22 protein-coding genes are annotated in these 20,822 nt (G+C 33.0%); 3 read left to right on the top strand and 19 right to left on the bottom strand.

All coding sequences use genetic code 11. From position 1 onward, the window contains the following. Positions 1–25 precede the first annotated feature (25 nt). Both K6T82_RS02520 and K6T82_RS02515 read right to left on the bottom strand, forming a co-directional pair. The gene (locus K6T82_RS02520; RefSeq protein WP_223704436.1) at positions 26–1,129 is read right to left on the bottom strand and encodes a fatty acid desaturase family protein; all 1,104 of its coding nucleotides are present in this window, start codon (positions 1,127–1,129) and stop codon (positions 26–28) included. Between the two features lie 172 nt (positions 1,130–1,301). Then, on the bottom strand, positions 1,302–1,634 hold the full coding sequence (locus K6T82_RS02515; protein WP_223704435.1) for a helix-turn-helix domain-containing protein: 333 nt from the start codon (positions 1,632–1,634) through the stop codon (positions 1,302–1,304). A 123-nt stretch (positions 1,635–1,757) separates the two neighbouring features. Here K6T82_RS02515 and K6T82_RS02510 point away from each other — a divergent pair, with 123 nt between their 5' ends. Both K6T82_RS02510 and K6T82_RS02505 read left to right on the top strand, forming a co-directional pair. Beyond that, a complete protein-coding gene (locus tag K6T82_RS02510) occupies positions 1,758–2,027 on the top strand; it encodes a hypothetical protein (RefSeq protein WP_223704434.1) in 270 nt (89 codons plus the stop codon). Positions 2,028–2,069: 42 nt separating this feature from the next. Beyond that, positions 2,070–2,267, top strand: a complete 198-nt coding sequence (locus K6T82_RS02505) for a hypothetical protein (protein WP_223704433.1) — start codon at positions 2,070–2,072, stop codon at positions 2,265–2,267. A 2-nt stretch (positions 2,268–2,269) separates the two neighbouring features. Here the strand turns inward: K6T82_RS02505 and K6T82_RS02500 are convergent, their stop codons facing one another. Continuing rightward, the gene (locus tag K6T82_RS02500) at positions 2,270–3,091 is read right to left on the bottom strand and encodes a phospholipase A (RefSeq protein ID WP_223704432.1); all 822 of its coding nucleotides are present in this window, start codon (positions 3,089–3,091) and stop codon (positions 2,270–2,272) included. 282 nt (positions 3,092–3,373) lie between these two features. Here K6T82_RS02500 and K6T82_RS02495 point away from each other — a divergent pair, with 282 nt between their 5' ends. Further along, complete coding sequence (locus K6T82_RS02495; RefSeq protein ID WP_223704431.1) at positions 3,374–4,147, top strand: ThuA domain-containing protein; 774 nt, start codon at positions 3,374–3,376, stop codon at positions 4,145–4,147. Position 4,148: 1 nt separating this feature from the next. Here the strand turns inward: K6T82_RS02495 and K6T82_RS02490 are convergent, their stop codons facing one another. From K6T82_RS02490 to K6T82_RS02415, 16 genes are all read right to left on the bottom strand, one after another. Further along, positions 4,149–4,544: a hypothetical protein gene (locus tag K6T82_RS02490; RefSeq protein ID WP_223704430.1), complete on the bottom strand. Its 396-nt coding sequence runs from the start codon at positions 4,542–4,544 to the stop codon at positions 4,149–4,151. 658 nt (positions 4,545–5,202) lie between these two features. Further along, a complete protein-coding gene (locus tag K6T82_RS02485; protein WP_223704429.1) occupies positions 5,203–5,406 on the bottom strand; it encodes a hypothetical protein in 204 nt (67 codons plus the stop codon). Between the two features lie 69 nt (positions 5,407–5,475). After that, positions 5,476–6,876 (bottom strand): exopolysaccharide biosynthesis polyprenyl glycosylphosphotransferase, encoded by a 1,401-nt coding sequence (locus K6T82_RS02480; protein WP_223704428.1) that lies wholly within the window; start codon positions 6,874–6,876, stop codon positions 5,476–5,478. Beyond that, positions 6,860–7,276 (bottom strand): VanZ family protein, encoded by a 417-nt coding sequence (locus K6T82_RS02475; protein ID WP_223704427.1) that lies wholly within the window; start codon positions 7,274–7,276, stop codon positions 6,860–6,862. Before K6T82_RS02475 ends, K6T82_RS02480 begins: the two co-directional genes overlap by 17 nt. A 59-nt stretch (positions 7,277–7,335) precedes the next feature. Then, a complete protein-coding gene (locus K6T82_RS02470; protein WP_223704426.1) occupies positions 7,336–9,675 on the bottom strand; it encodes a GumC family protein in 2,340 nt (779 codons plus the stop codon). An 86-nt stretch (positions 9,676–9,761) separates the two neighbouring features. Then, complete coding sequence (locus tag K6T82_RS02465) at positions 9,762–10,529, bottom strand: polysaccharide biosynthesis/export family protein (RefSeq protein ID WP_223704425.1); 768 nt, start codon at positions 10,527–10,529, stop codon at positions 9,762–9,764. Positions 10,530–10,571: 42 nt separating this feature from the next. Then, positions 10,572–11,318: a glycosyltransferase family 2 protein gene (locus K6T82_RS02460; RefSeq protein WP_223704424.1), complete on the bottom strand. Its 747-nt coding sequence runs from the start codon at positions 11,316–11,318 to the stop codon at positions 10,572–10,574. 197 nt (positions 11,319–11,515) lie between these two features. Beyond that, positions 11,516–12,460, bottom strand: coding sequence for a UDP-glucuronic acid decarboxylase family protein (locus tag K6T82_RS02455; protein ID WP_223704423.1), 945 nt, complete (start codon positions 12,458–12,460; stop codon positions 11,516–11,518). A gap of 2 nt (positions 12,461–12,462) precedes the next feature. Further along, positions 12,463–13,287 carry a glycosyltransferase family 2 protein gene (locus K6T82_RS02450; RefSeq protein WP_223704422.1) on the bottom strand — a complete coding sequence of 275 codons (825 nt, stop codon included), beginning with the start codon at positions 13,285–13,287 and terminating at the stop codon, positions 12,463–12,465. Continuing rightward, positions 13,280–13,840 (bottom strand): DapH/DapD/GlmU-related protein, encoded by a 561-nt coding sequence (locus K6T82_RS02445; protein WP_223704421.1) that lies wholly within the window; start codon positions 13,838–13,840, stop codon positions 13,280–13,282. Before K6T82_RS02445 ends, K6T82_RS02450 begins: the two co-directional genes overlap by 8 nt. Continuing rightward, positions 13,833–14,936 carry a glycosyltransferase family 4 protein gene (locus tag K6T82_RS02440; RefSeq protein WP_223704420.1) on the bottom strand — a complete coding sequence of 368 codons (1,104 nt, stop codon included), beginning with the start codon at positions 14,934–14,936 and terminating at the stop codon, positions 13,833–13,835. The genes K6T82_RS02445 and K6T82_RS02440 overlap by 8 nt, the downstream gene beginning before the upstream one ends. Before the next feature lie 4 nt (positions 14,937–14,940). Continuing rightward, positions 14,941–16,014: a glycosyltransferase gene (locus K6T82_RS02435; protein WP_223704419.1), complete on the bottom strand. Its 1,074-nt coding sequence runs from the start codon at positions 16,012–16,014 to the stop codon at positions 14,941–14,943. Next, entirely contained in the window at positions 16,011–17,183 is a 1,173-nt protein-coding gene (locus tag K6T82_RS02430; RefSeq protein WP_223704418.1) for a glycosyltransferase, read from the bottom strand. Before K6T82_RS02430 ends, K6T82_RS02435 begins: the two co-directional genes overlap by 4 nt. Next, positions 17,183–18,478 (bottom strand): hypothetical protein, encoded by a 1,296-nt coding sequence (locus K6T82_RS02425; RefSeq protein ID WP_223704417.1) that lies wholly within the window; start codon positions 18,476–18,478, stop codon positions 17,183–17,185. Before K6T82_RS02425 ends, K6T82_RS02430 begins: the two co-directional genes overlap by 1 nt. 7 nt (positions 18,479–18,485) lie before the next feature. Beyond that, entirely contained in the window at positions 18,486–19,727 is a 1,242-nt protein-coding gene (locus K6T82_RS02420) for a glycosyltransferase family 4 protein (RefSeq protein ID WP_223704416.1), read from the bottom strand. Further along, the gene (locus tag K6T82_RS02415) at positions 19,724–20,803 is read right to left on the bottom strand and encodes a glycosyltransferase (RefSeq protein WP_223704415.1); all 1,080 of its coding nucleotides are present in this window, start codon (positions 20,801–20,803) and stop codon (positions 19,724–19,726) included. Before K6T82_RS02415 ends, K6T82_RS02420 begins: the two co-directional genes overlap by 4 nt. Between the last annotated feature and the right edge of the window lie 19 nt (positions 20,804–20,822).

Genomic DNA, 20,822 nt, shown 5'->3' with positions numbered 1-20,822 from the left:
ATTATTAAATCGCTTTTTTGTTTGACTATATTTCTCCTGTCATTAAAATATTTTCTTTAACACCTTTATTTTTCAGCATTCTAAAATGCGAGCGAACAGCGTGATAAAACGGATAAGATGTGTAAGGCAAATTGTATTCTTCTGCATAGCGTCTAATAATTGGCGTTATGTAAGGATAATAAGTGTGACCGACTCCCGGAAAAAGATGATGCGCAACATGATGTGTAAATCCGCCGTATAAAAAATTGGCTAATTTACTTTCTGTACTAAAATCTTTAGTTACAATCATTTGATGCATTGCCCAAGTTGCCGAAAGATTTCCTTCTTCATCGGTTCCTGGAAAATTAGCATCTTCGTCAACATGTGTAGAAACCAAAGCCACAACTCCTAACGCACTGCCCGACATATGAAGACAAAGCCAAGCCAAAAGTACAGTATACCAAGGTTGGTTTAAAAGCATCATCGGAATAAACAGCAAATAAATCAGGTTTATAATTTTTGCAGCAAATAATCTATAGATTTCTTGCCTTGGAATTTTCTCTACTATTTTTTTGACATAATTATCTTTCTTACCAAAGATGTCTTTAAAATCACGAATGTAAATCCAATTTAGGCTATAAAGCGGATATATAAACCACATATAAATATGCTGATATTTGTGGTAGTTAAATAAGGGACTATTGGGAAAAATTCTAATAATTTTACTTTGTTTGATATCTACATCCCAATCTGGAACATTTGGATAGGCATGATGCAGACCAATATGGCGTCGCATCCAAAGCCAATGATTGCTGCCAAAAAGTTCTAAAACATACAGAAACCACTCGTTGTGCTTTGGTTTTTTAAACAAAGCTCCGTGCGCGGCATCATGAAAGGCATTGATGAAAAGCACGATCATCGTAATTCCGGACAAGATGTAAAAAAGAAAAAGTAAAGGCGTCTTGTTACCAAAAATTAAAATACAGGCGTAAAACAAAAAGAAAGCAGCCAAAAGCCCTAAAGACTTCACAACATTCAAGACGTATAATGACGAGTTTTTTAAGACCGTTTCATTCACTTCTAAACGCATCTTTTTAAAAAAATCATCAGTTCCGACTTTGACATAAACCGGTCGTTTTAATTTTTCCATATGGTTATTGCTAGAAATTGTTTAACCCAAATTTAATAAAAAAAATATTAAATAATTAAAATTCAACAATTTAACACCAAACGTTATTAAACAAAAAACCGCTCATTAAAAGCGGTTTTCGTGATTCATTAAATTGGTGAGTTTGTTTGATTTCTTTTTGGAAAATTCTTTTTTAATTATCCTCAAATTTCTGTTCTGCCAGGCGCAATCGAATGTTATGAATTCTTCCTTCAATTTCTTCTAAATCGTTTAGAATATTTCTTTTTTCATAAAGCGCACCAGTCTCATTGACCATGTTCTGCCCTTTTTCGGGTGCAAAAAGATCATTTAAATCTACATCGGGAAAATTTTTACTTAAACTAATAATAAATTCAGAACCAATATTAGCTGTACCATGTAAATATCTTCCAATCATTGCGGGGCTAAATCCTAAAATTTCCCCTACCTCTTTTTGCTTTAATCCTTTAGCTTTAAAGAATTTGCTTAGTTTTTCGTTGTACATCATCATTTAAATTCAACACAAAATGTAGTTATAATATATTTTTTAACATTAAAAAAGATATAAAATATAATATTATTCTTACATTTACATAAAATATGGAAACATTAAGTTATAAACTGCAAATATATGTCAAAATTAATCAATAATAGCAATTTTAAAGAAGATAATTCTCACAATCAAAAAGCTTATGAATTTATTAACAAGCATTTACCATCTACGTATGTTGATCTGACTATTAGCTGTATTCTTAAAAAAGGGCACATGGCACCACCTAAAGCCCTTATTAGAAATGTAAGAAACAGAACAATTTTTAGAAACGACATTTTGCTTGCTTTAGTCGAAGTTGCTCATGAAAATAAATTAGCTGTCGAAAGAATTAAACTTTTGACTTCTTAACTGAAAAAAATTAAAAAAATATCCGAAATAAAACCAAATAAAATGACAGATAACAGTTCTAAAAAGCAAGATGAATTAGTTTCAAACCACAAAAAAGTTAAATCGATGAATAAAAAGCATTTACTTTATGGAATGACTCAAGAACAGTACAGAGAAGGACTTGAAATTCACACGAAATGTTTTGAACCCGTAGAAAAACTGACCTTACAACTAATCTGTCAAACTCCTGCTGCTAGTTGACTTTAGAAAATTCCCATGCCTTCTGGTTTAATTGTAAATCCTAAACGCAACATACTCTTATGTTCCTGATAATCTATTAAACTCTCGGTATAACCAACAAACCATTGAAGTGTGAGGTAATAGTTTTCGTTTTTGTATGGTCTCCAATTGATTTGTGTTTGGAGAGAACCGTAATTAATAAGTCCGCTGCCTTTTCTAAAAAGGACATCAGCGCTCCATCGTCCTGGCTGAATTTGATAGGTTGCACTCGCTTCGCCATAACCAACATATTTGGTTAAACCTGGATTATCTTCTTTGTCTACTATAGGAATCCATCCTCTTATTCCGACTGTCCATCTTGGAGAAACCTGAGATTTCAATGAAAATGCCAACATATTCCATGTTCTCGAGTAAATAGAATCCCTTCCATTAGATTCGTGTTCTAATGAAATTGTTCCGTAAGTAAGTCTTCCTCCTTTCAAATAAAATGGCCGCACAATTGCAACTCCCGGATTAAAATTGATTTCAGAAAAAGGTTTGGAACTTGCATAAATATCCCAGAAAGCTTTTTGTGTATACATCAAATACGGAAAAAATCCGCCCCATAAAGGTTTTGAATTTAATCTAAGTTTGAAACTTACCTGATATTTAACATCGGCAGAATTACGTGTAATGGGCTCATTTAACGGAATTCCGGTTAAAAAGTAATTGTCTCTATGAACAGAAAAACTATTTTCTTTTAATAATGAATCTGCTGCTCTGAAGTTTTTTTTCTCTTCTACAATTTGAGAATTGGATTGAATTGAATATAAAATAATAAAAATTAATATGGATTTGAAACGCATGCGTAATTATGATTTTAGAGTTTTATTGTATGCCATTTACTCTAAGTTAAGTATTTATCTATCAATAAAAAATATTTAGATGCAGATAAAATTCTTTTTTGGCTGTTAAAAATCCAATCAAATACACATCAATTCTTTTTGCTATTCTTCCAAATCGCATATAAATAAGGGCTTTTTATTCTTTGTAAAACTTTAAAGCTGATCTTTGAAAACAGAAAACAACCTTACGTTTTTACTTTTTGTAATTTTATTTTTTGCAAAAAACATAAAATTGGTCCTTACATGAAAAATTCAATTATAATAATTAGCTTATTCTTCCTATGTTTTTCTCAAGTAGGTTGTTTTGCTCAAAAGCCAAAAAAAAGAACATTTAAAACTTTAGTTTTATACGAAAATGGCGGTCATCATTTGGCGTTTACTAAAGCTGCAAAACCTTGGTTGAATCAACTCGCTGTAGAAAACGATTTTACAATTGATTATATAGAAAACACAAAAACAATAAATGAGGCGTTTTTAAACCAATACAAGGTTTTTATTCAATTGGATTATCCTCCATATACTTGGAACGAAGAAGCTATGAAAGCATTTGAGAAATACATGAAAAATGGCAAAGGCGGATGGGTGGGTTTACATCATGCAACTTTACTTGGAGAATTTGACGGATATCCGATGTGGAAATGGTTCTCGGATTTTATGGGAAAAATTAAATTTGAGGATTATATTGCTGATTTTGCCAATGCAAAAGTCAAGATTGAAGATCGGTTTCATCCTGTAACTAAAGGACTTCAGGTAGATTTTTTGATAAAAAAGGAAGAATGGTATATTTATGACAAAAGTCCTCGCCAGAATGTTCATGTGTTGGCTTCTGTAGACGAGTCGACTTTCGAACCGGATTCAAATATCAAAATGGGTGATCACCCCGTAATTTGGACTAATTATCATTTTAAATCCAGAAATATATACATTTTCATGGGGCATTCTCCTGAATTATTTGAAAACGAAACGTATACAAAACTCCTAAAAAATGCCATTCTTTGGGCTGCCAATGCAAAATAACTTACATCATAAAAAACAATGCTCTCTGTAATACTTCCAGCTGTTTTTGTTTCATTTGCGATTTTCCAAAAGTTTTCTTTGACAGCTTCGGAATTAAACTTGAGGATTTAAAATAAGTTCTCAAATCCTGGAAAATTTCGGTCTTGCTTTTTGAAGCGTCTATAAGAATTAAATCTTTGATTTCTTCTATCATAGACAAGCTGTTGTATAAATGTTTACTGAATAAACATACCATAAAATTGTTGTTTATTCCTTCTAATTCAAAGAAATCCAATAGTTCGGAGTATTCGTAAACTACGAATACAGAATGATCATAAGAATTTGATTTTTTCTCATTTTTCAACAAAAAAGAATCTTCAGAAAACTCAAACTCATCTTTGAATTTTCTCTTGAACATTTTTAAAAATATTCCCTTATTATCGCGAACCAGAACTCTTTCTTTAACCATCTCTTAAAATAAATTACATTTTAATGATATAAACACCCCGTTTTTAAATTCCGATATATTTTTCCTCTCGAAATTTTACCAGAAATAAATTGCAGATTTTGCTCTTAATCAAAGCAAAAATCTATAGCAATCTTGGTCTGAAATTTTACATTTAAAGAATGAAAAACATCAAACGAGACAACTATTACAAAAACACCAAAAACAAAAGGGGATATTATTTATCGCAAAGAGGGCTTTATTATTAAAATCAAATAATAGCCATTAGGCAACGTATAACGGGGAAAAGAGTCCAAATAATATTTTGATTACATGCAATCAAAAAAGGACAAAAATGGAAGATTTAGGAGAGTATATAGCATTATGCGACGACTTGAAAACTACGACAAATCTAAAAGGGATAAGCCCGATATTGTTCGAGCTAATTCCTTTTAGATTTAATCATCAAATCGTCTAAACTTTTGGCTGTAGTTTATTTCTACCTGATTTAAGAATCAAATAGAAATTCAAAAAGTATATATTTTTTTATTTCACTTCACTAAAATAGTACACGTGTCAGATTTACGAGAAATCTATAAGTGTTCAAGGAAAAATCTAAATATAAACAGTCTTAAACTCCAACATTATAATTTTGAGTTTCTGATGGACTCAAAGTTTTTATTTTTTTGATTTTGTCATTCAATTTTAAAATTCGATCCAATTGTTTTTGTTGGATAGTGTACTTAGTATAATATTTATACCATTCTTTTCCGATAAAAAAGGTTGTAACAGAAACCCCTGTAAGTAATCCGATTAAGTAATTAGTTATGTCCATGATTCTATTAGTTATTAGTTTATTTTTTAAGTTATTTTGAGTTTAATTTTTTTTTAAATTTCATCTTTTTTAAAAGGCATTTTTATCTCCTTTTAAAGTTACAATTACAGTTAGAAAGCAAATTTTAATATCTTTTATCAAGCTCCAGCGCTGCACATATTCGATGTCTGTTGTAACGCGTCGTTTCATATCCGATACTTTTTTCGTTTCTCCTCGCAGACCAGAAACCTGAGCCAAACCTGTAATTCCTGGTTTCACAAAATGACGAACCATGAAATTATTGATATGGTCATTATAGTCTGACGTATGTTTAATCATGTGAGGGCGTGGGCCTACAACACTCATATTTCCAATCAAAACATTAAAGAACTGCGGCATTTCATCTAAGCTGGTACGTCGAATAAATTTTCCGATTGGCGTAACACGGCTGTCTCCTTTTTGCGCTTGCTGCGTTTCATCGTTATTGGTGATGTACATGCTTCGGAATTTATAACACCAGAAGCTCTGATTCTTTTTTCCGGTTCTCATTTGTTTGAACAAAACTGGTCCCGGACTTTGTCTCTTTATAATGATTGCCAATAATGGATACAACCAAGACAAGATGAAAATAATAACCAAGATGCTAAAACCAAGATCAAATATTCTCTTTGCCAATCTGTTATACGCATTTTGCAAAGGTTCAAAACGAGGTTTTATAACATGAAAATTATTTAAATGGCTTGAGTTAAAATGCTTTTTTGAAATTGACGAAAAATCCGGTACAAATTTCAAACGCATACAATGCTTATCTCCAAGCTCAAAAAAATCATTCAGATCTGAAATAAAATCAGGTTTAGAAACAATGTACAATTCGTTGATATTATCTCTCGAAGCCTTATCGATTCCGGCACAAAGCGCCAGAGAAAAATCTTCATTGTTGGTATATTCTTCAGATGAATTTTCATTTAAAATACCCACAAAATTGATAAAGAATGAATTGCTTTCTAAATGCGAGGCCAATTCGATACTTGTCTTATTGAATCCCCAAATGGCAACGGTATACTGCTTAAAAACCCATCCTTTGATTTTTCCTATGACCAGTGTAAACAAGATTCGAGATAATAGAAAGTAAGACAGTAAGAAACTTAACTGAATTAAATTGGCCTTGGTTCCGAAGAAATACAAGACATCATCCTGAAAAATGAAAATATAACCGTGCCATAAAATCCTTTGTGTAAAAAATGCACGCCAGCTATTACGAAAAAATTCATCTAAACTAAAAAGAACGTCTACTCTGTATAATTGAAAATAGGTTACTGAAAACAACCAGCTAAGAATTGTTATTGGAATCATTTTATTCAGGAATAAAGTATTCCAGCCAACCTTCTCTTCAATTGCAAAATTCAAAAATACCATTGTCCCTAAAACCATTGCAATCATATCGGCAAAGGCACAACACATTATGAAAGTAAATTTATGTCTGTTTCGCATTTTTTATTTTTTTCAATAAATTATAACTTAGCGCTCCTGTCAAACTTCCTAAAACTCCGTAAAAGACATCCATTAAATCTGGACTTCTTCTTTGAATTACAAATTGTCCACCTTCGGCTACACACACTATTATTGCAGCAATAACTATATTCTGTATAAAATTTAAACTTTTGTTATAATTTACATCTGTCGACCCAATATGGTCCGTATATATTTCCAGTAAAAAGCCTACAGCTAAAAAAGGAACCGCAGTACGCAAATTGTAATAATGGTTACTCCAGTTCAAAAGCCATCTTGGTAAATAAGTTTCACTTGACAAACTAGGATCTGAAATCCAGGAAAAGTAAAAAACAATACAGATGACTGTTAGCAATAGTGCCAGAACTATTTTATTAAACATTTTTTATTTTTAAATTTTAGTAAATAAGCTTTGAAATTGCTCAAACAAAAAGCAGCTTTTTAGGCTTCTTTTATTTTAAGACCTTTTTTATACCAAGGCTTCTTTGCTTGCATTTCCTGATACTTGTAACCGTAACTTGCGCCATAACCGTATCCGTATGCCGTTTTCATGTTTACTCCGTTGATAAGTATCCCAACATTTTTTAATTGTTCTTTTTTAATAAAATTATTGGCTTGTACCAAGTTGCTCTTATCTGTGTAATCGTATTTTACCACAAAAACGGTTACATCTGCCAGATGACTAAAATTGAGTGTATCTGACACAATTTGTACGGGAGCCGTATCTAAAATGATATAATCATAAAGTTCTCTTGCCTCTTCAATTAATGTTTCAAAATTAGAATTGGTTATCAATTGAGAAGGATTCGGAGGTGTTTCTCCCGCAAAAAGTACATCTAAGCTATCTGAGAAATTAGTGTCTTTTTGTAAAAATTCTTTCCAATTGTCTGTTTTGTTTGCCAAGAAATCTGAAAGTCCAGCAGCTCTTCTGTCAATACTAAAATAATCGTGCAATTGAGGGTTTCTTAAATCGACACCGATCAGTAATACTTTTTTATTTAAGTTACTAATGGTAATTGCGTTATGAAAAGCACAAAATGATTTTCCTTCACCCTGAATAGAAGAGGTATATAAAATTACGTTTCCTTTGCTTTCTTTTTTTCTAGGCAGCAAATACGACACATTTGATACTAAAGCACGTGAAGCCTCTGCAATCATAGAACGTGAAGTTGCTGTGTTATCTAATTTATCATTCGTTTTAATTTGAGGAATATGTCCTAAAATTGGAATGTTGCTAAGTACTTTTTCAATATCTTCTTCATTATGCACTTTGGTATCAAAATACAGACGTAAATAGGTGATTCCAAATGGTACAAGCAATGCAAACAGAAACGAACCTAGCATAAATACTTTAGGCTGAGGAAAAATGGCGGAATAATTTGTTTCAGGCGCATTTAAGGTTTTTAGGTTTGATTCTAAAATTGCTCCGTTTAAAACCGCTTCTTCTCTCTTTTGCAACAAGGCTACATAGGTCTCTTCTTTAAGACTAAGATTGCTATTGATATTCCCCAAAACTTTATCTTTTGTCGGAATACTTTTTACTTTAGCGTCAACGATACTTTGTTCCGCTCTGTTGGCTCTACTGTTTTGATTTAAAAAGTTCAAATAACCTTCCAGCGTATTTAATAATTCTTGTTTTTGAACTTTAAGTTGAGTCATTAAACTGATGTACGCAGGATTATTTTTTTGCGCTCTTTCTAAAATCAATTGGCTGTCTAAAATTCTTGCGTTGTAATTCACAAGCATCTGATTAACAGAAGGAGAATCTAAATTATAACCTGTTCCCAAAGTTTGCGTTGGTCCTGCTTGTCTAATATCATTTAGTGCAATACTCGCCAATGAGATTTGTTTTTCATTATTTGAAGAACTTTCCTTTTTTTGACTTCTATCGGCAGTTTGTTCTACAATATAATTGTCCATTACGCCGATATCATTGTTTTGCAGGTATTTTTCTTTTACACTTTCAATAGAATCTTTTTCTTTAGAGAAGTTTTTAATTCTTTGATTTAAATAAGAAACCGTATTTCTAAATACTTTTTGTTTGTTCAGAACAATGCTTCTGTCCAGCAAAACGATAATTTCATTTAAAATTTTTCTCGAACGATCTGGACTTGAACTTACATGATTGAGTTCTATTACACCTTTTGCTTTTTCATCGGCTAAAACAAAAAGTGACTCTTTTAAGTTTTTTAATGCTGTTGCAGTTGGCTGAAGCACCACTTTATATTCACTTTCAAAATACAGAGCAGGATTCTTTTTAGCTTTTGCTGATAATTGAATCTTAAAAGGTAAGCCATTCACTTTTTCATTTGAAGCATATCCTTTCACATTGTAAGTCTGTTCTGTTTCTGGATTAGTTACAGTAAATCCATCTCTGTTTACTTTGATTTCATAAGTAACTTCCGGAAGAGAATCTTTAGCAACTGTAGGTATTAAAGCAAAAGGAACTTCATTAACCATATTGTTTTGTACCGTATAAACTTTTTCAAAATAAGTAAAGTTCAGGTTTAGTTTTTTTACCACATCCAATAAAAACTCATTTGAAGTAATCAGTCTGATTTCATCTTCTAAATTATCTTCACTGCTTTTTTCAGCTGTACTAATCGTAATTATTTTTGTTTTATCTTCTTGCTTTTTGTCGAATAAGATCGTAGCCGAAGTTTCGTAAGTTGAAGGTGTTATTTTTAGAAAAATAAAAGCAGCACCAACAAATACAATCAAACTCAGAACAAACCAAGGCCAATATCTTAAATACTTTAAAAGTTCTTTTTTGAAATCCATAATTATTTAATTAAGTACAGTCACATTAATAACAATAAGTAAATTTTAATCTCAAATACTTATTTCTCTTTTTAAACTTTATTCCTTTACTTGGCAATTACAATAATCAAAGCCGAAAGCGATGCTACAATACCAAGCAATTGTAATGGATCTTTAATCAGACCTCCACTATTTGCTTTTAGTTTATTTGGAGTTACAATAATCACATCATTTTGTCTGATTCTAAAATTTGGATTCGACATCCAGGCAGCCGTAGTCAGGTCAATATGATATACTAAACGTTTTCCATCTACTTCTCTAATCAGTTTAATGTCTTTTCTGATTGCAGAATATGTTAAATCTCTGGCTAATCCAATTGCGTCAAGAACACTGATCGATTCTTCGCTGAACGTAATTACACCAGGAGCATTTACTTCTCCTAAAATGGTAAACTTATTGTTTAGTACACGAACCTGTACGGTCGGATTTACCAAGTAATTTTCGTTTATTAAACGTTCTTTTATTTTTACTTCGGCGTTAGCCGGTGTTAGACCTCCTACTTTCATTTCATTCAAAATAGGCATCATAATAGTTCCTTGTGGATTCACTAGATAACCAGATAATTTCATCATATCTACTGAATTTTGTCCATTTGCAACTCCGTTATTCATATTGAAAGGTGCAGCAACCACAGGATTCAGATCACCTATATCAATTTTTAAGATATCATTAGGCTGTATTTTAGGCGAAGTATATGTTAAAGTCGAATTTGCATAACTATCCAAATCTTGTAAATACAACATTTGTTTTTTGGTCGTGCAAGACTCCAACAGTAGTAAAAGCATTAAAATTATAGGAAAGAAAAGTTTCTTCATGTTAAGGGTCATATATATTAGTATTCTGTAATCACTCTAGATTTAATGAACTATGTACTGCTTTAAAGCAATACTTTTCTTCAGAAATACCGCTTGTACCGCCGTTAATCCGTGGTACTTGTAAATTTTGTAGTCTTCGTTTAAAACTTCTAAAGCCGTTTTAAAACTTGTACTCATACCTCCCATTCTCATTTTAACGATATACTTGTCGATGTAACTCATCTTAATTTTATACTTGTACAAATAACGAAGTAAGAATTCTGTATCTGAAGCTATTTTAAAATCAAGATTATAAAGACCATGTTTATCAATTACACTTTTCTTTAAGTAAACAGTTGGGTGCAAAGGCAACCATCCTCCTTTTACTTTTTTAAGACTAAAAACACCACCAATTCGATCACGAACCAAACGCTCATCTTGATCATTTGTCACATAAACACCATCACCATAAATACCTTCTATACTAGAATCTGTATTAAATCGAGCTGCAATTCTCGAAATAGCTTTTGTATCGTAGAATTCGTCATCCGAATGCATAAGACCAATTACATCTCCAGTTGCCAATTTTAGTCCTTTGTTTATGGCATCGTACATTCCTTTGTCAGGTTCAGAAATATATTGGCTTATTCTATCTTTATAAGATTCAATAACGTCTTGTGTTCCATCTTTAGAATTGCCGTCAATGATGATATATTCGATGTCGTGATAGTTTTGAGACAATACACTTTGAATCGCTTTTCCGATTGTAGCTTTTCTATTGTAACACACTGTAATGATGCTAATTCTCATGATAATTACATTTTAAAGTAAATATTTTTCATAATTTTAAGTAAAACTAAAATAAAAGAATGCTACTAGAAAAACTTCTCGACGAAGCGCCACAATCCTCGTTAAAACCCTAATTTTAAGTAATCGATGTCCTTAATAAGGAAATTGTGAAAAAAGAAAGTAGTATAAACAGATTCTGAATTTCTATAAAAAGAAACCTATTGATTTAACAATAACTTGTCGAAATAGTTAATGGTGGTAGCCAAACCTTCTTTCAACTGGATTTTAGGTTCCCAACCTTCTAATTTACTCTTAGCCAGCGTGATGTCTGGTTGTCTTTGTTTCGGATCGTCTTTAGGAAGGTCTAAGTGAATGATTTTAGATTTAGAATTAGTCAATTCGATAACCGCCTGAGCCAGTTCTAACATGGTAAACTCATTTGGATTACCCAAATTTACAGGTCCAAGGAAATTAGGATCTGAATTCATCATTCTAATCATACCTTCAACTAAATCATCAACGTATTGAAAAGAACGCGTTTGAAGTCCATCACCAAAAATGGTAATATCTTTTCCTTCTAAAGCCTGTACAATAAAGTTAGAAACCACTCTTCCGTCTGCTGGATTCATATTAGGTCCGTATGTATTAAAAATCCTGATGATTTTAATCGCTACTTTATTCTGATTGTGATAATCCATAAATAAAGTTTCTGCACAACGTTTACCTTCATCATAACAAGAACGAATCCCGATCGGATTTACATGACCCCAATAATGCTCCGGCTGAGGATGCACCAGAGGATCTCCATAAACTTCGCTAGTACTGGCTTGTAAAACTTTTGCATTAACACGTTTTGCTAATCCTAAAACATTAATGGCTCCCATTACCGAAGTCTTTATTGTTTTAATTGGATTATATTGGTAATGTACTGGAGATGCCGGACATGCAAGATTGTAAATCTCATCTACCTCAGCATAATAAGGTTCTGTAATATCGTGTCGGACCATCTCAAAATAAGGATTATCCAGTAGTTCAATAATGTTGGATTTGGCTCCTGTAAAATAATTATCCAGACAAATTACTTCGTTTCCTTCATTTAGTAATCTTTTGCACAAATGTGAACCTACGAATCCAGCTCCACCGGTTATCAATATTTTTTTCATAGTTAGTTTATGTTGTTTTTGATTGAATTTACTTTGGTTTGAATTTGAAAAAAGTAATGCGATTTGAAACGTGCCAGATAAAATCCTTCTTTACCATCTAAAAAACCTAATTTCAGAAAATAAGCTCCGATAAAATAAACGGCAGGAAGTAAACCTGTATTTAAAAGACCGTATTTAATTTTTTGATTAAACGATAATAGTTCGTTTTTAGATTTTTTTAATTGAAGATACCTCTGCGCTTCCCAAGAAGAATAGGCATTGTGTTTGGCGATATAATGTTCTAAGTTTTTAAAGTCTTTATGAACCACTTTAGATTTAATCACACCAACTTTTCCTTCAATGATAGGATGTTCGTGAACTTCCATATCCAAATGACTCCACAAATCTTCTTCAATTTTTTCATAAGCTCCTTTAGATTTTTTAAAAAGAGCCGACTTTTGAAAACCGTAACCATACTTTAGTTTTCTACCCATAAAATAGTTTTCGAACTGTATGGTAAAACCATTATAATTTGGATCTAGGGTTTTAATCGCCACTTCATTAACAAATTCTTCGGTAACAAATTCGTCTGCGTCTAAAAACAAAATCCATTCATGACGAAGATCTCCATTCTGAAGCGTCCAATTTCTTTTTTTAGGAAACTTTCCATTCCATTGAAATTGAAGAACTTCAGCTCCCATTTCGGCAGCAATAGTTGTAGTATCATCAGTACTGCCAGAATCTACCACTACAATTTGATCAAATCTTTTTAATTTATCGAGACAAGACGGTAAATTAAGCGCTTCGTTTTTTACAGAAACGACTACGGTAATTGGAATTTTATTCAAAGCTTCTAGTTTTTATAAATTTGGCAGGGTTTCCTGCTACTACATTATTTTTTTCCACATTTTTTGTAACCAAACTTCCTGCTCCAACAATAGCATTTTCCTCTATTGTTACGCCAGGCATCACGATGGCTCTTACTCCAATAAAAACTCCTTTTCCGATAGTGATTTTTTTGGTTATCAAATTCATTGAAGGATTTTCAAACGCGTGAGTTCCTGAACACAGATAAACTTCCTGCGCTACTGTAGCACCTTCAAATATTTCTATAATTCCTAAAGTATAAGCATTGGTTCTGTCTCCGAGACAAGCACGATCGTGCAATATTAAGTTCCAAGGAATTTGAATTCGAGCTCTTTGATGAACGAATGGTTTTCCGTAAATTTTGCATCCAAACAATCTCAACCAGAACAATCTCCAGGCATTGGCAGGTTTGGGCGTCCAAACACAGAATAGTAACCAAACATACTCCCAAAGCAGCATTTTTACTCGCTTTGATATTGTCCAGGGCGAATCGTAAGGCGAATTCTGACTGTATTCTATAGTAGTGCTATTCATTTAATACTGATTGAAAATCCTCAATAAACATTTTGGCTATTTTTGAAGTAGAAAAATCATCAAAGACTTTTCTTCCATTTAAAGAAATTTTTTCACGAAGTTGGGTATCGGTCATCAGCTTTGTAAGTTGCTGAGAAAGTTCCTCAACCTGATTTTCACTGCTTTGATTAAATCTCAAACAGTTTACATCTTCAACTGCATATTCATTAAAACAATCATGATTCGAAAGAACCGTTGCGCATCCGTAAGACATTGCTTCTCTAGGGGCTACAGGACCGGCATCTCCGGTTCCGTCTTGTATGGGGTAGCAAAAAATTTTAGATTCATAATAGAATTTAGACAAAGCATCCTGATCGTAAACAGAACCTACGAAATTCACATTTCCTTTTTTGCTTTTTAAACTTTCATAATAAGCTTCTCCGCCACCACCTTCTGCTGACTCCCACGGACCAACAATATTCAATGTCCAATTTTTAGCTATTTCTTCCGGAATACTATTAAAAGCATCAATTAAAACATGAACTCCTTTTTCTTTATCCAGGCGTCCGACAAACAAAATGCTGTTGTTTTTTTCTGTTTTAAAATCTTTTAGCTGAAAAGGAACAGGATTCGGAATATAGGAGATTTTATCGTGGTCTTTAGGTTTCAGTTTTTCTTTGACCAAATCAAAAATCATTGGAGAACAAGCTCTGAATCTGCTGGCATTAGAGTACAGTTTCATTTGCCATTTTGGTCTTCTCTCCACACTCACATAAATCTTTCCTTTTGTTTTACTTCTAAAAAAAATAGGAAGCCAAAAAGTATTCGATACCACAATATCACTGTCAATATGCTTTAATGTTCTTAAAGTATAGATTAAATCGTAAAATTTTAAGACAAGTAAACTTTTAGGTGTAGCGTATCCTTTTACACGAATATGCGAAACACCGTTTATGGTTTCTTTATTTTCTAAAGAAGGATACGTTCTGCTAATATGTGTAACTTCATGGCCTAAACTAACAAACTCCTGCCCTAATTTGAAGTATATTTTTTCGACTGCACCTCCTAAGATTGGAGGAACCGGAATAAAAGCCCCTTGAACTATTGTTATCTTCATCTTTTTAAACAGTTTTATACAATTCGAGCATTTTTTTTCCGACTGTATCTATATCGTATTTGTCTACCACTAATTCTCTACCATGTTTTCCCATCATTTCTAACAGCATCGTTGGCGCATTGAACACTTTAAACAATGCTTTCTCTAAATTCGATACCGACAAATCGATCCACCAACCGCATTTGTGTATTTCTAAATCTTCCCATGGTGTTCCGTGAGTTGTAATTACCGGAACTGCTACGGCAAGGGCTTCGGCAACTACAATTCCAAAATTTTCACTATGCGTTGGCAAAACCATTACATCTGCCGATCTTAGAAAATCCCATTTATCTTCGCCGTATTTGGCGCCCACGAAATGAACATTTTTTAAATCTTCGGTACTTTGAATCAGACTATCCACATATTGTTCTTCTCCGCTTCCGGCAATTTCTAAAGTCCAGTCTTCTGTATTGCTTGTTCTCCAGGCATCAATAAGTAATTCGATTCCTTTTTTAGGATGAATTCGAGACATAAAGATCATTTTCTTTGTTCCGTAATTCTCTTTTATTTTTTTGACATCTTTTAAATGAATTCCGTTTGGAATAATATGAATTGGATTTTTAAAACCTAAAGCCTTAATGTTTTCGGCTTCCATTTTTGCAGTCGCATGAAGGCAAATCGATTTCTTGATAGCCGTTTTTTGATATAAAAACAAGGCTGCTTTTTTCTTCCACGGATTGTGAGCCAGAATCCAAGGTTCTAACATTCCGTGAGGAGACACAATTACTTTTATTCCAAGTTTTTGTGCCTCATTCTGAAATCCCCAGTTTTGCGGACTCCAGATTCCGTTAATATGTACAATATCCGGATCTTCCTTTAAAAGAAAAGTACGATACTCTTTCATTAAAGAAAACCAGCGTGTTATCTTACTATTAAAAAACTTTACCGGAACACCTTCTATCGAAATTGGTTCTTTAGAAATTCCTGTAGCGATACTAAAGGTTGTATCCTCTTTTAATGTTTTGCCCAACAAACGCATATACTCTGTCGTTCCGCCACCACTTTTGTCGATACTGGCTATGTAGTGAATTACTCTCATCTATTTTCTAAAATTTCTTTGTAAATGGTTTCGATGGAATCAACAAAACCTTGAGCTGAAAATTGTTTTGAACGCAAAATTGACTTTGAAACGGCCTCTTTACGTTCTTCACAATTCAATTGAATTATTCTTTCTAATTCTTTAGCTGTAACAATTTTCCAGTCTAATAATTTTTCTGTTTCGCCAGGTTTTTTTGGAATATAAAAACCTGCGTCTGCCGCAACTTCTTTCATCGGATCTTCGTTTGTCGTAATGACCAAACTACCAGAAGCCATTGCCTCTACAATTGGCCATCCAAAACCTTCGTATAATGATGGAAAAAGCATTACGGAAGCTCCTTGATAAAATTCCTGCAATTGTTTATCGTCAATATCATTCACAAAATGAATTGATTCTGAAGCGATTGAATTTTCCTTAAAAGCAATCATTTCTTCTGTAGGTTTTTCGCCAGCTAAAATCAAGGGTACTTTTATTTTAAAATCGTTTGCCCATTGATCATAAATCTGTAGCACTCCTAATTTATTTTTATAAAAAGCATTTCCTCCAACATGCAAAACATATCCGTTAGACAAATCAATATTAAATGCTTTTGATAATTTTTCTCTTATTGCATCACTATCTTTTGCAGGTTCAAAATTTTGATTCATTCCATTGTAAACTACTCGGGATAATGCTGGTTTTTGACTTAATAAAGCGTGTAAATCAAACTGCGTTTTTTTAGAAATGCAGATAAAGTTTCTAGCTTTACTATATCCTAAAAAAATAAACTTCTGATAATACTTTCCGCTTAATCCTGTTTTGTTTTCCTGCAATAAACCAAAAGCAGATTGCTGCGCTAAAAAATCATGACAATGCACTACATGAAATCTTTTTTTTACCAATGGTACCCAAGGTCCGAGCGCATTATCAGAAAAAACAAAAAGTGTTTCTTTGCCCGTAGCAAGCAATCTGAATTTGACCTGAATTGGAAAAACGATATATTGATCTACATAACCAAGCCATTTTTCTAAAAACGGTTTCTTAAACGAAAGTTTAAAAAAAACTGCTTTCGGGCTCCATACCGTTAAGTTATGTCCTTTTTCTTTCATCCCCGATATTATCATCTGAGCAAATCGAGGCATACTTTTATGTCCAAGAAAAGAAGGATGGGTAAATAGTACTATTTTCATCACTCTTGTTTCAAATTCATATTTAAACTTGCTACTAAAAGTCCTACTGTAAGCACAGCACAACCTAACATACTTGGCTGAGCCCATTGTCCTAGAACAATTAAGTATAAAGCGGTACCGCAAAATGTCATAGGTAATAATTTATCTTCCTGAGTCAATCGTATTGATTTGATAAACAAACTAATCGCAAGAACCAATCGCAAGAAAATAAGTCCACCACCTAAAATAAGGCCTTGTTCACCTCCAACTCTTCCTAATTCATCTTCTGCAATTAAGAAAGAGTTACTGCCAGACAACATTTGTGCACCTGCATTGGTTCCCATTCCGAGTTTACCGACGAAAAAGGGCATTTTTAACAAGTTGACTATCGGCCTTACAAAATCGCCGACAACTCTGGAGAAGAAAGATTCTTCAAAACCACCACTTTGTCCGCTGGCAGTATCTACCCTGCTCATAAAAACCTCTGTTCCTAGATTAAAAATGGTTGTTGTATTTTGTAAAATGAAAAACAGTAAAAACAATATTACGATTGTGAAAGCTACTTTCATCAGCTTTTTAAAACTCGTAGCAGAACCTATAAAAGCAAAAACTCCTACCAAGGCAACTCCTCCAACAGCTGTTCTACTTACTGTTAATGGCAAACTGAATATTAATGCCAGTGTGCTTGCATACAATAAAACTTTAGAAACACGCTCTTTTGACAACCAGAAATAAAAGACATAAACGGAAACCATGATGTAAAAAGAAGCTAATCCGGTAATGAATGAAAAAGTTCCGGGCGGTCTGAAATATCCCATTGCACCAGAAAAACCAGCGCTTCCTTCTCCACCCAATCCTCTATTTATAAAAGCCGTTTGCGGACTAATAAATTGCAGATAAACAATTAATGTCATCACAATGTTTGCAGCCAACAATGCGTAACCCATTTTGAGAATATCTTCTTTGGTAAAGACCGATCCGATAACAAAAATTAATGGAAAATGAATCAACATGATACGTGCCCCATATATGCCTACAAACAGATTGCCGTGACCAAAAGTAAGCGTTACAATGAGGGCTAAAAGTGTAATAATGTAAGCGAAAACTACGTATCCGTTAAAGAATTTTACATTCAGCGTTATTGCTTTAATGATGATATATATTGCGATAGGATCACGTACAATAAGTAACGGAGTTGCTAAACTTGGCAACACCCATTTACGCAAAGCACCTTCAAAAATCCACAAGAAAAAATACAGCCAGATTGCTATTTTTATCGAGTGAAATTTTTCATTATCAGTGATAGTATCTTTCATTTAAAATTTAGTTACTTTTAGAATTCAATACATTACAAATTTTATCGGCATAGCTATCCCAACTGTAGGTATCGGCAAGTTGTTTGGCTTTTTTTCCCATTTGGAAAATTTTGTTTCTATTGTCTAAAAACCAATTAATTTTTTCTGCTATAGCTTCCGGATTTCTAATTGGAACCAAAAATCCAGTTTCTTCTGTAACTACTAAATCTTCTGCTCCTGTATTGGCAGTAATAATTATTGGCAATCCCTGACTCATAGCTTCTTGAATAACCAAAGCCCTGCCTTCAACAATAGACGGAAGACAAAAAACATCGCAGCTTCTCATCAATTCCAATACTTTATCATGAGATCTTGTAGGTTCGTAAGTAAATTTTACCTGATTATTATAAAAAGAAATTGGTGCGGCCAAAGAACCTAAAACAACCAATTCTACTTTTGAAGAATCAACCAACTTTACCGCTTCAAACAAATCACTTAATCCTTTGCGCTGTGTCATGGAACCTACAAATAAGATTCTTAGTTTTTGGTTGGTATTCTTTTCCTCCAAATCAAATTGATTTGAAGAAAAAGGGGTACCAAAAGGAGATTGAATAATCTTTTTTTCGCTTGCCCATTTTGGCAATGATTCTCTAACAAAATCACTTGCAACAACTATGGTATCTGCTAATTCTAGTTCTTTTCTTTTTCTTTCTAATTTTTGAGCGCTATCATTAATTCCTCCGCCAAGCGTAAAGGCCCAATGTGGTTTTCTAAGTGCTTCTTCATGCAGTAACTCTTGCAGAAGCGTATGATAAGCAATTGGCAAATCGTAAATACATTCTAAACCTAATTTCTTTGCTGCTGTAAAAGTTTCAAGAGCACCGTCTTCGTAGGCATAAACAGCTGTTAGACCTTTCTTTTTTGCTGTTTGAAGTTTTCTTGAAATTTTTTTATCTAAATTTTGATAAACTTTGTCAACACAAAACAAACCGGTTTCTGATTTTGTTAAAGAATGTAAACTTAGTTTTGAAGCGATCATTCTTCCTAGTTCTTTTGTTGGATAAACTTCAGTATAACTTTCTAATCCAGAATCGTAAGAACGTCTTTTGATATCTCCTAAACCTTTTAACTGCGCTATTTTATGCCAAAAATTGTTTGGAAATACAGCTATTGAAGTATGAAATTGATACAATAACCCCTGCGTTAAAAATCCTTTTGCGATAGCACGTACATTACTATTTCCTGAAGGATGGGAAATAAGAATTTTCATGATACAGATATTGATTTAATAAATTGATTGGCAACACTGTTCAAATCAAAACCTTGAACAGCTACTGGATTTAATTTCAGATTATTTTTCTCGTATTTAATAATATTTGGAATATTATACTGCCCTTTTGTAGGTGTCCATTCTCTCGACACACAAATAGCATTAATCTGATGTTCTTTGTAGGCTGCAAAAACGCCGCTTTTTTCACTTTGATAATATGGAGTTGTAGAAATTCCGAAATCGCTGTTACTTAAAACTTGCGATATAACATATTCAGACTGAACACCTAAAACTTCATATCGAATGTTATAACTTTCTAAAACCATGGTATAATGAGCCAACTCTGGTCCATTTTTTCCAATAAAAACAAACTTTATAGGTTTATTGAATTGATTTGAATTATTCATCAAATCTTCAATAAAATCTTCAAAAGGAGCTCCGTTATGAATTGTTCCAAATAAAACAAATTGTTCAAATTCTCTAGTGTCTTTTTTGATTGCCGTTAGAGGAATATTTCCACAAATTGGCAAAATCTCTGCATTGATATTCTGAGATTGCAAAAAGAACTGATATAATTTGTTTTGTGTATTAATAAAATGAGTCTTCGTGTTTTCAATTATCTTTCTGGCTATTAGCTGTTGTAACCTGCCAATACATTTATGTTTTATAGAAGATTCAGTATCTATTCCAAGCCATAATTCATGAAACATAACGTGCCATTTATGGTTTCCTCGAATTTTTTTTAGGTAAGAAGGCAGCCAAAATGGTAATCCTTTCGGGTTGAAGCTGTAAGGAACATATTGCAATGAGATCCAGTCCGGTTCAAAATCTTTTAAAATTGCCTGTAACCAAACTAAGCGTTGTTTATTAGGTGTCGATGAAGGTATTCTGTGCACAGTTACTGGAGTATCTTCTACTACCTGACTTTCGGTACAATAATAGATTATCTGATCACATAAAGCTAAAATCTGTGCTTTATGACCCGATTTTATAAGTTTACCGCATAGACGACGCGTATAATCGCCTACGCCATCATTTCCAATTTCGGCCGAGCCACAAATGAAGAGAATGTCCATATTATTTTGTCCGTAAAAA

This window comes from Flavobacterium potami (genome assembly GCF_020026915.1).
Taxonomy (GTDB): Bacteria; Bacteroidota; Bacteroidia; order Flavobacteriales; family Flavobacteriaceae; genus Flavobacterium; species Flavobacterium potami.
The sequence above is the reverse complement of the archived record's forward strand: the minus strand, read 5'-3'. Positions and strand labels throughout refer to the sequence as shown.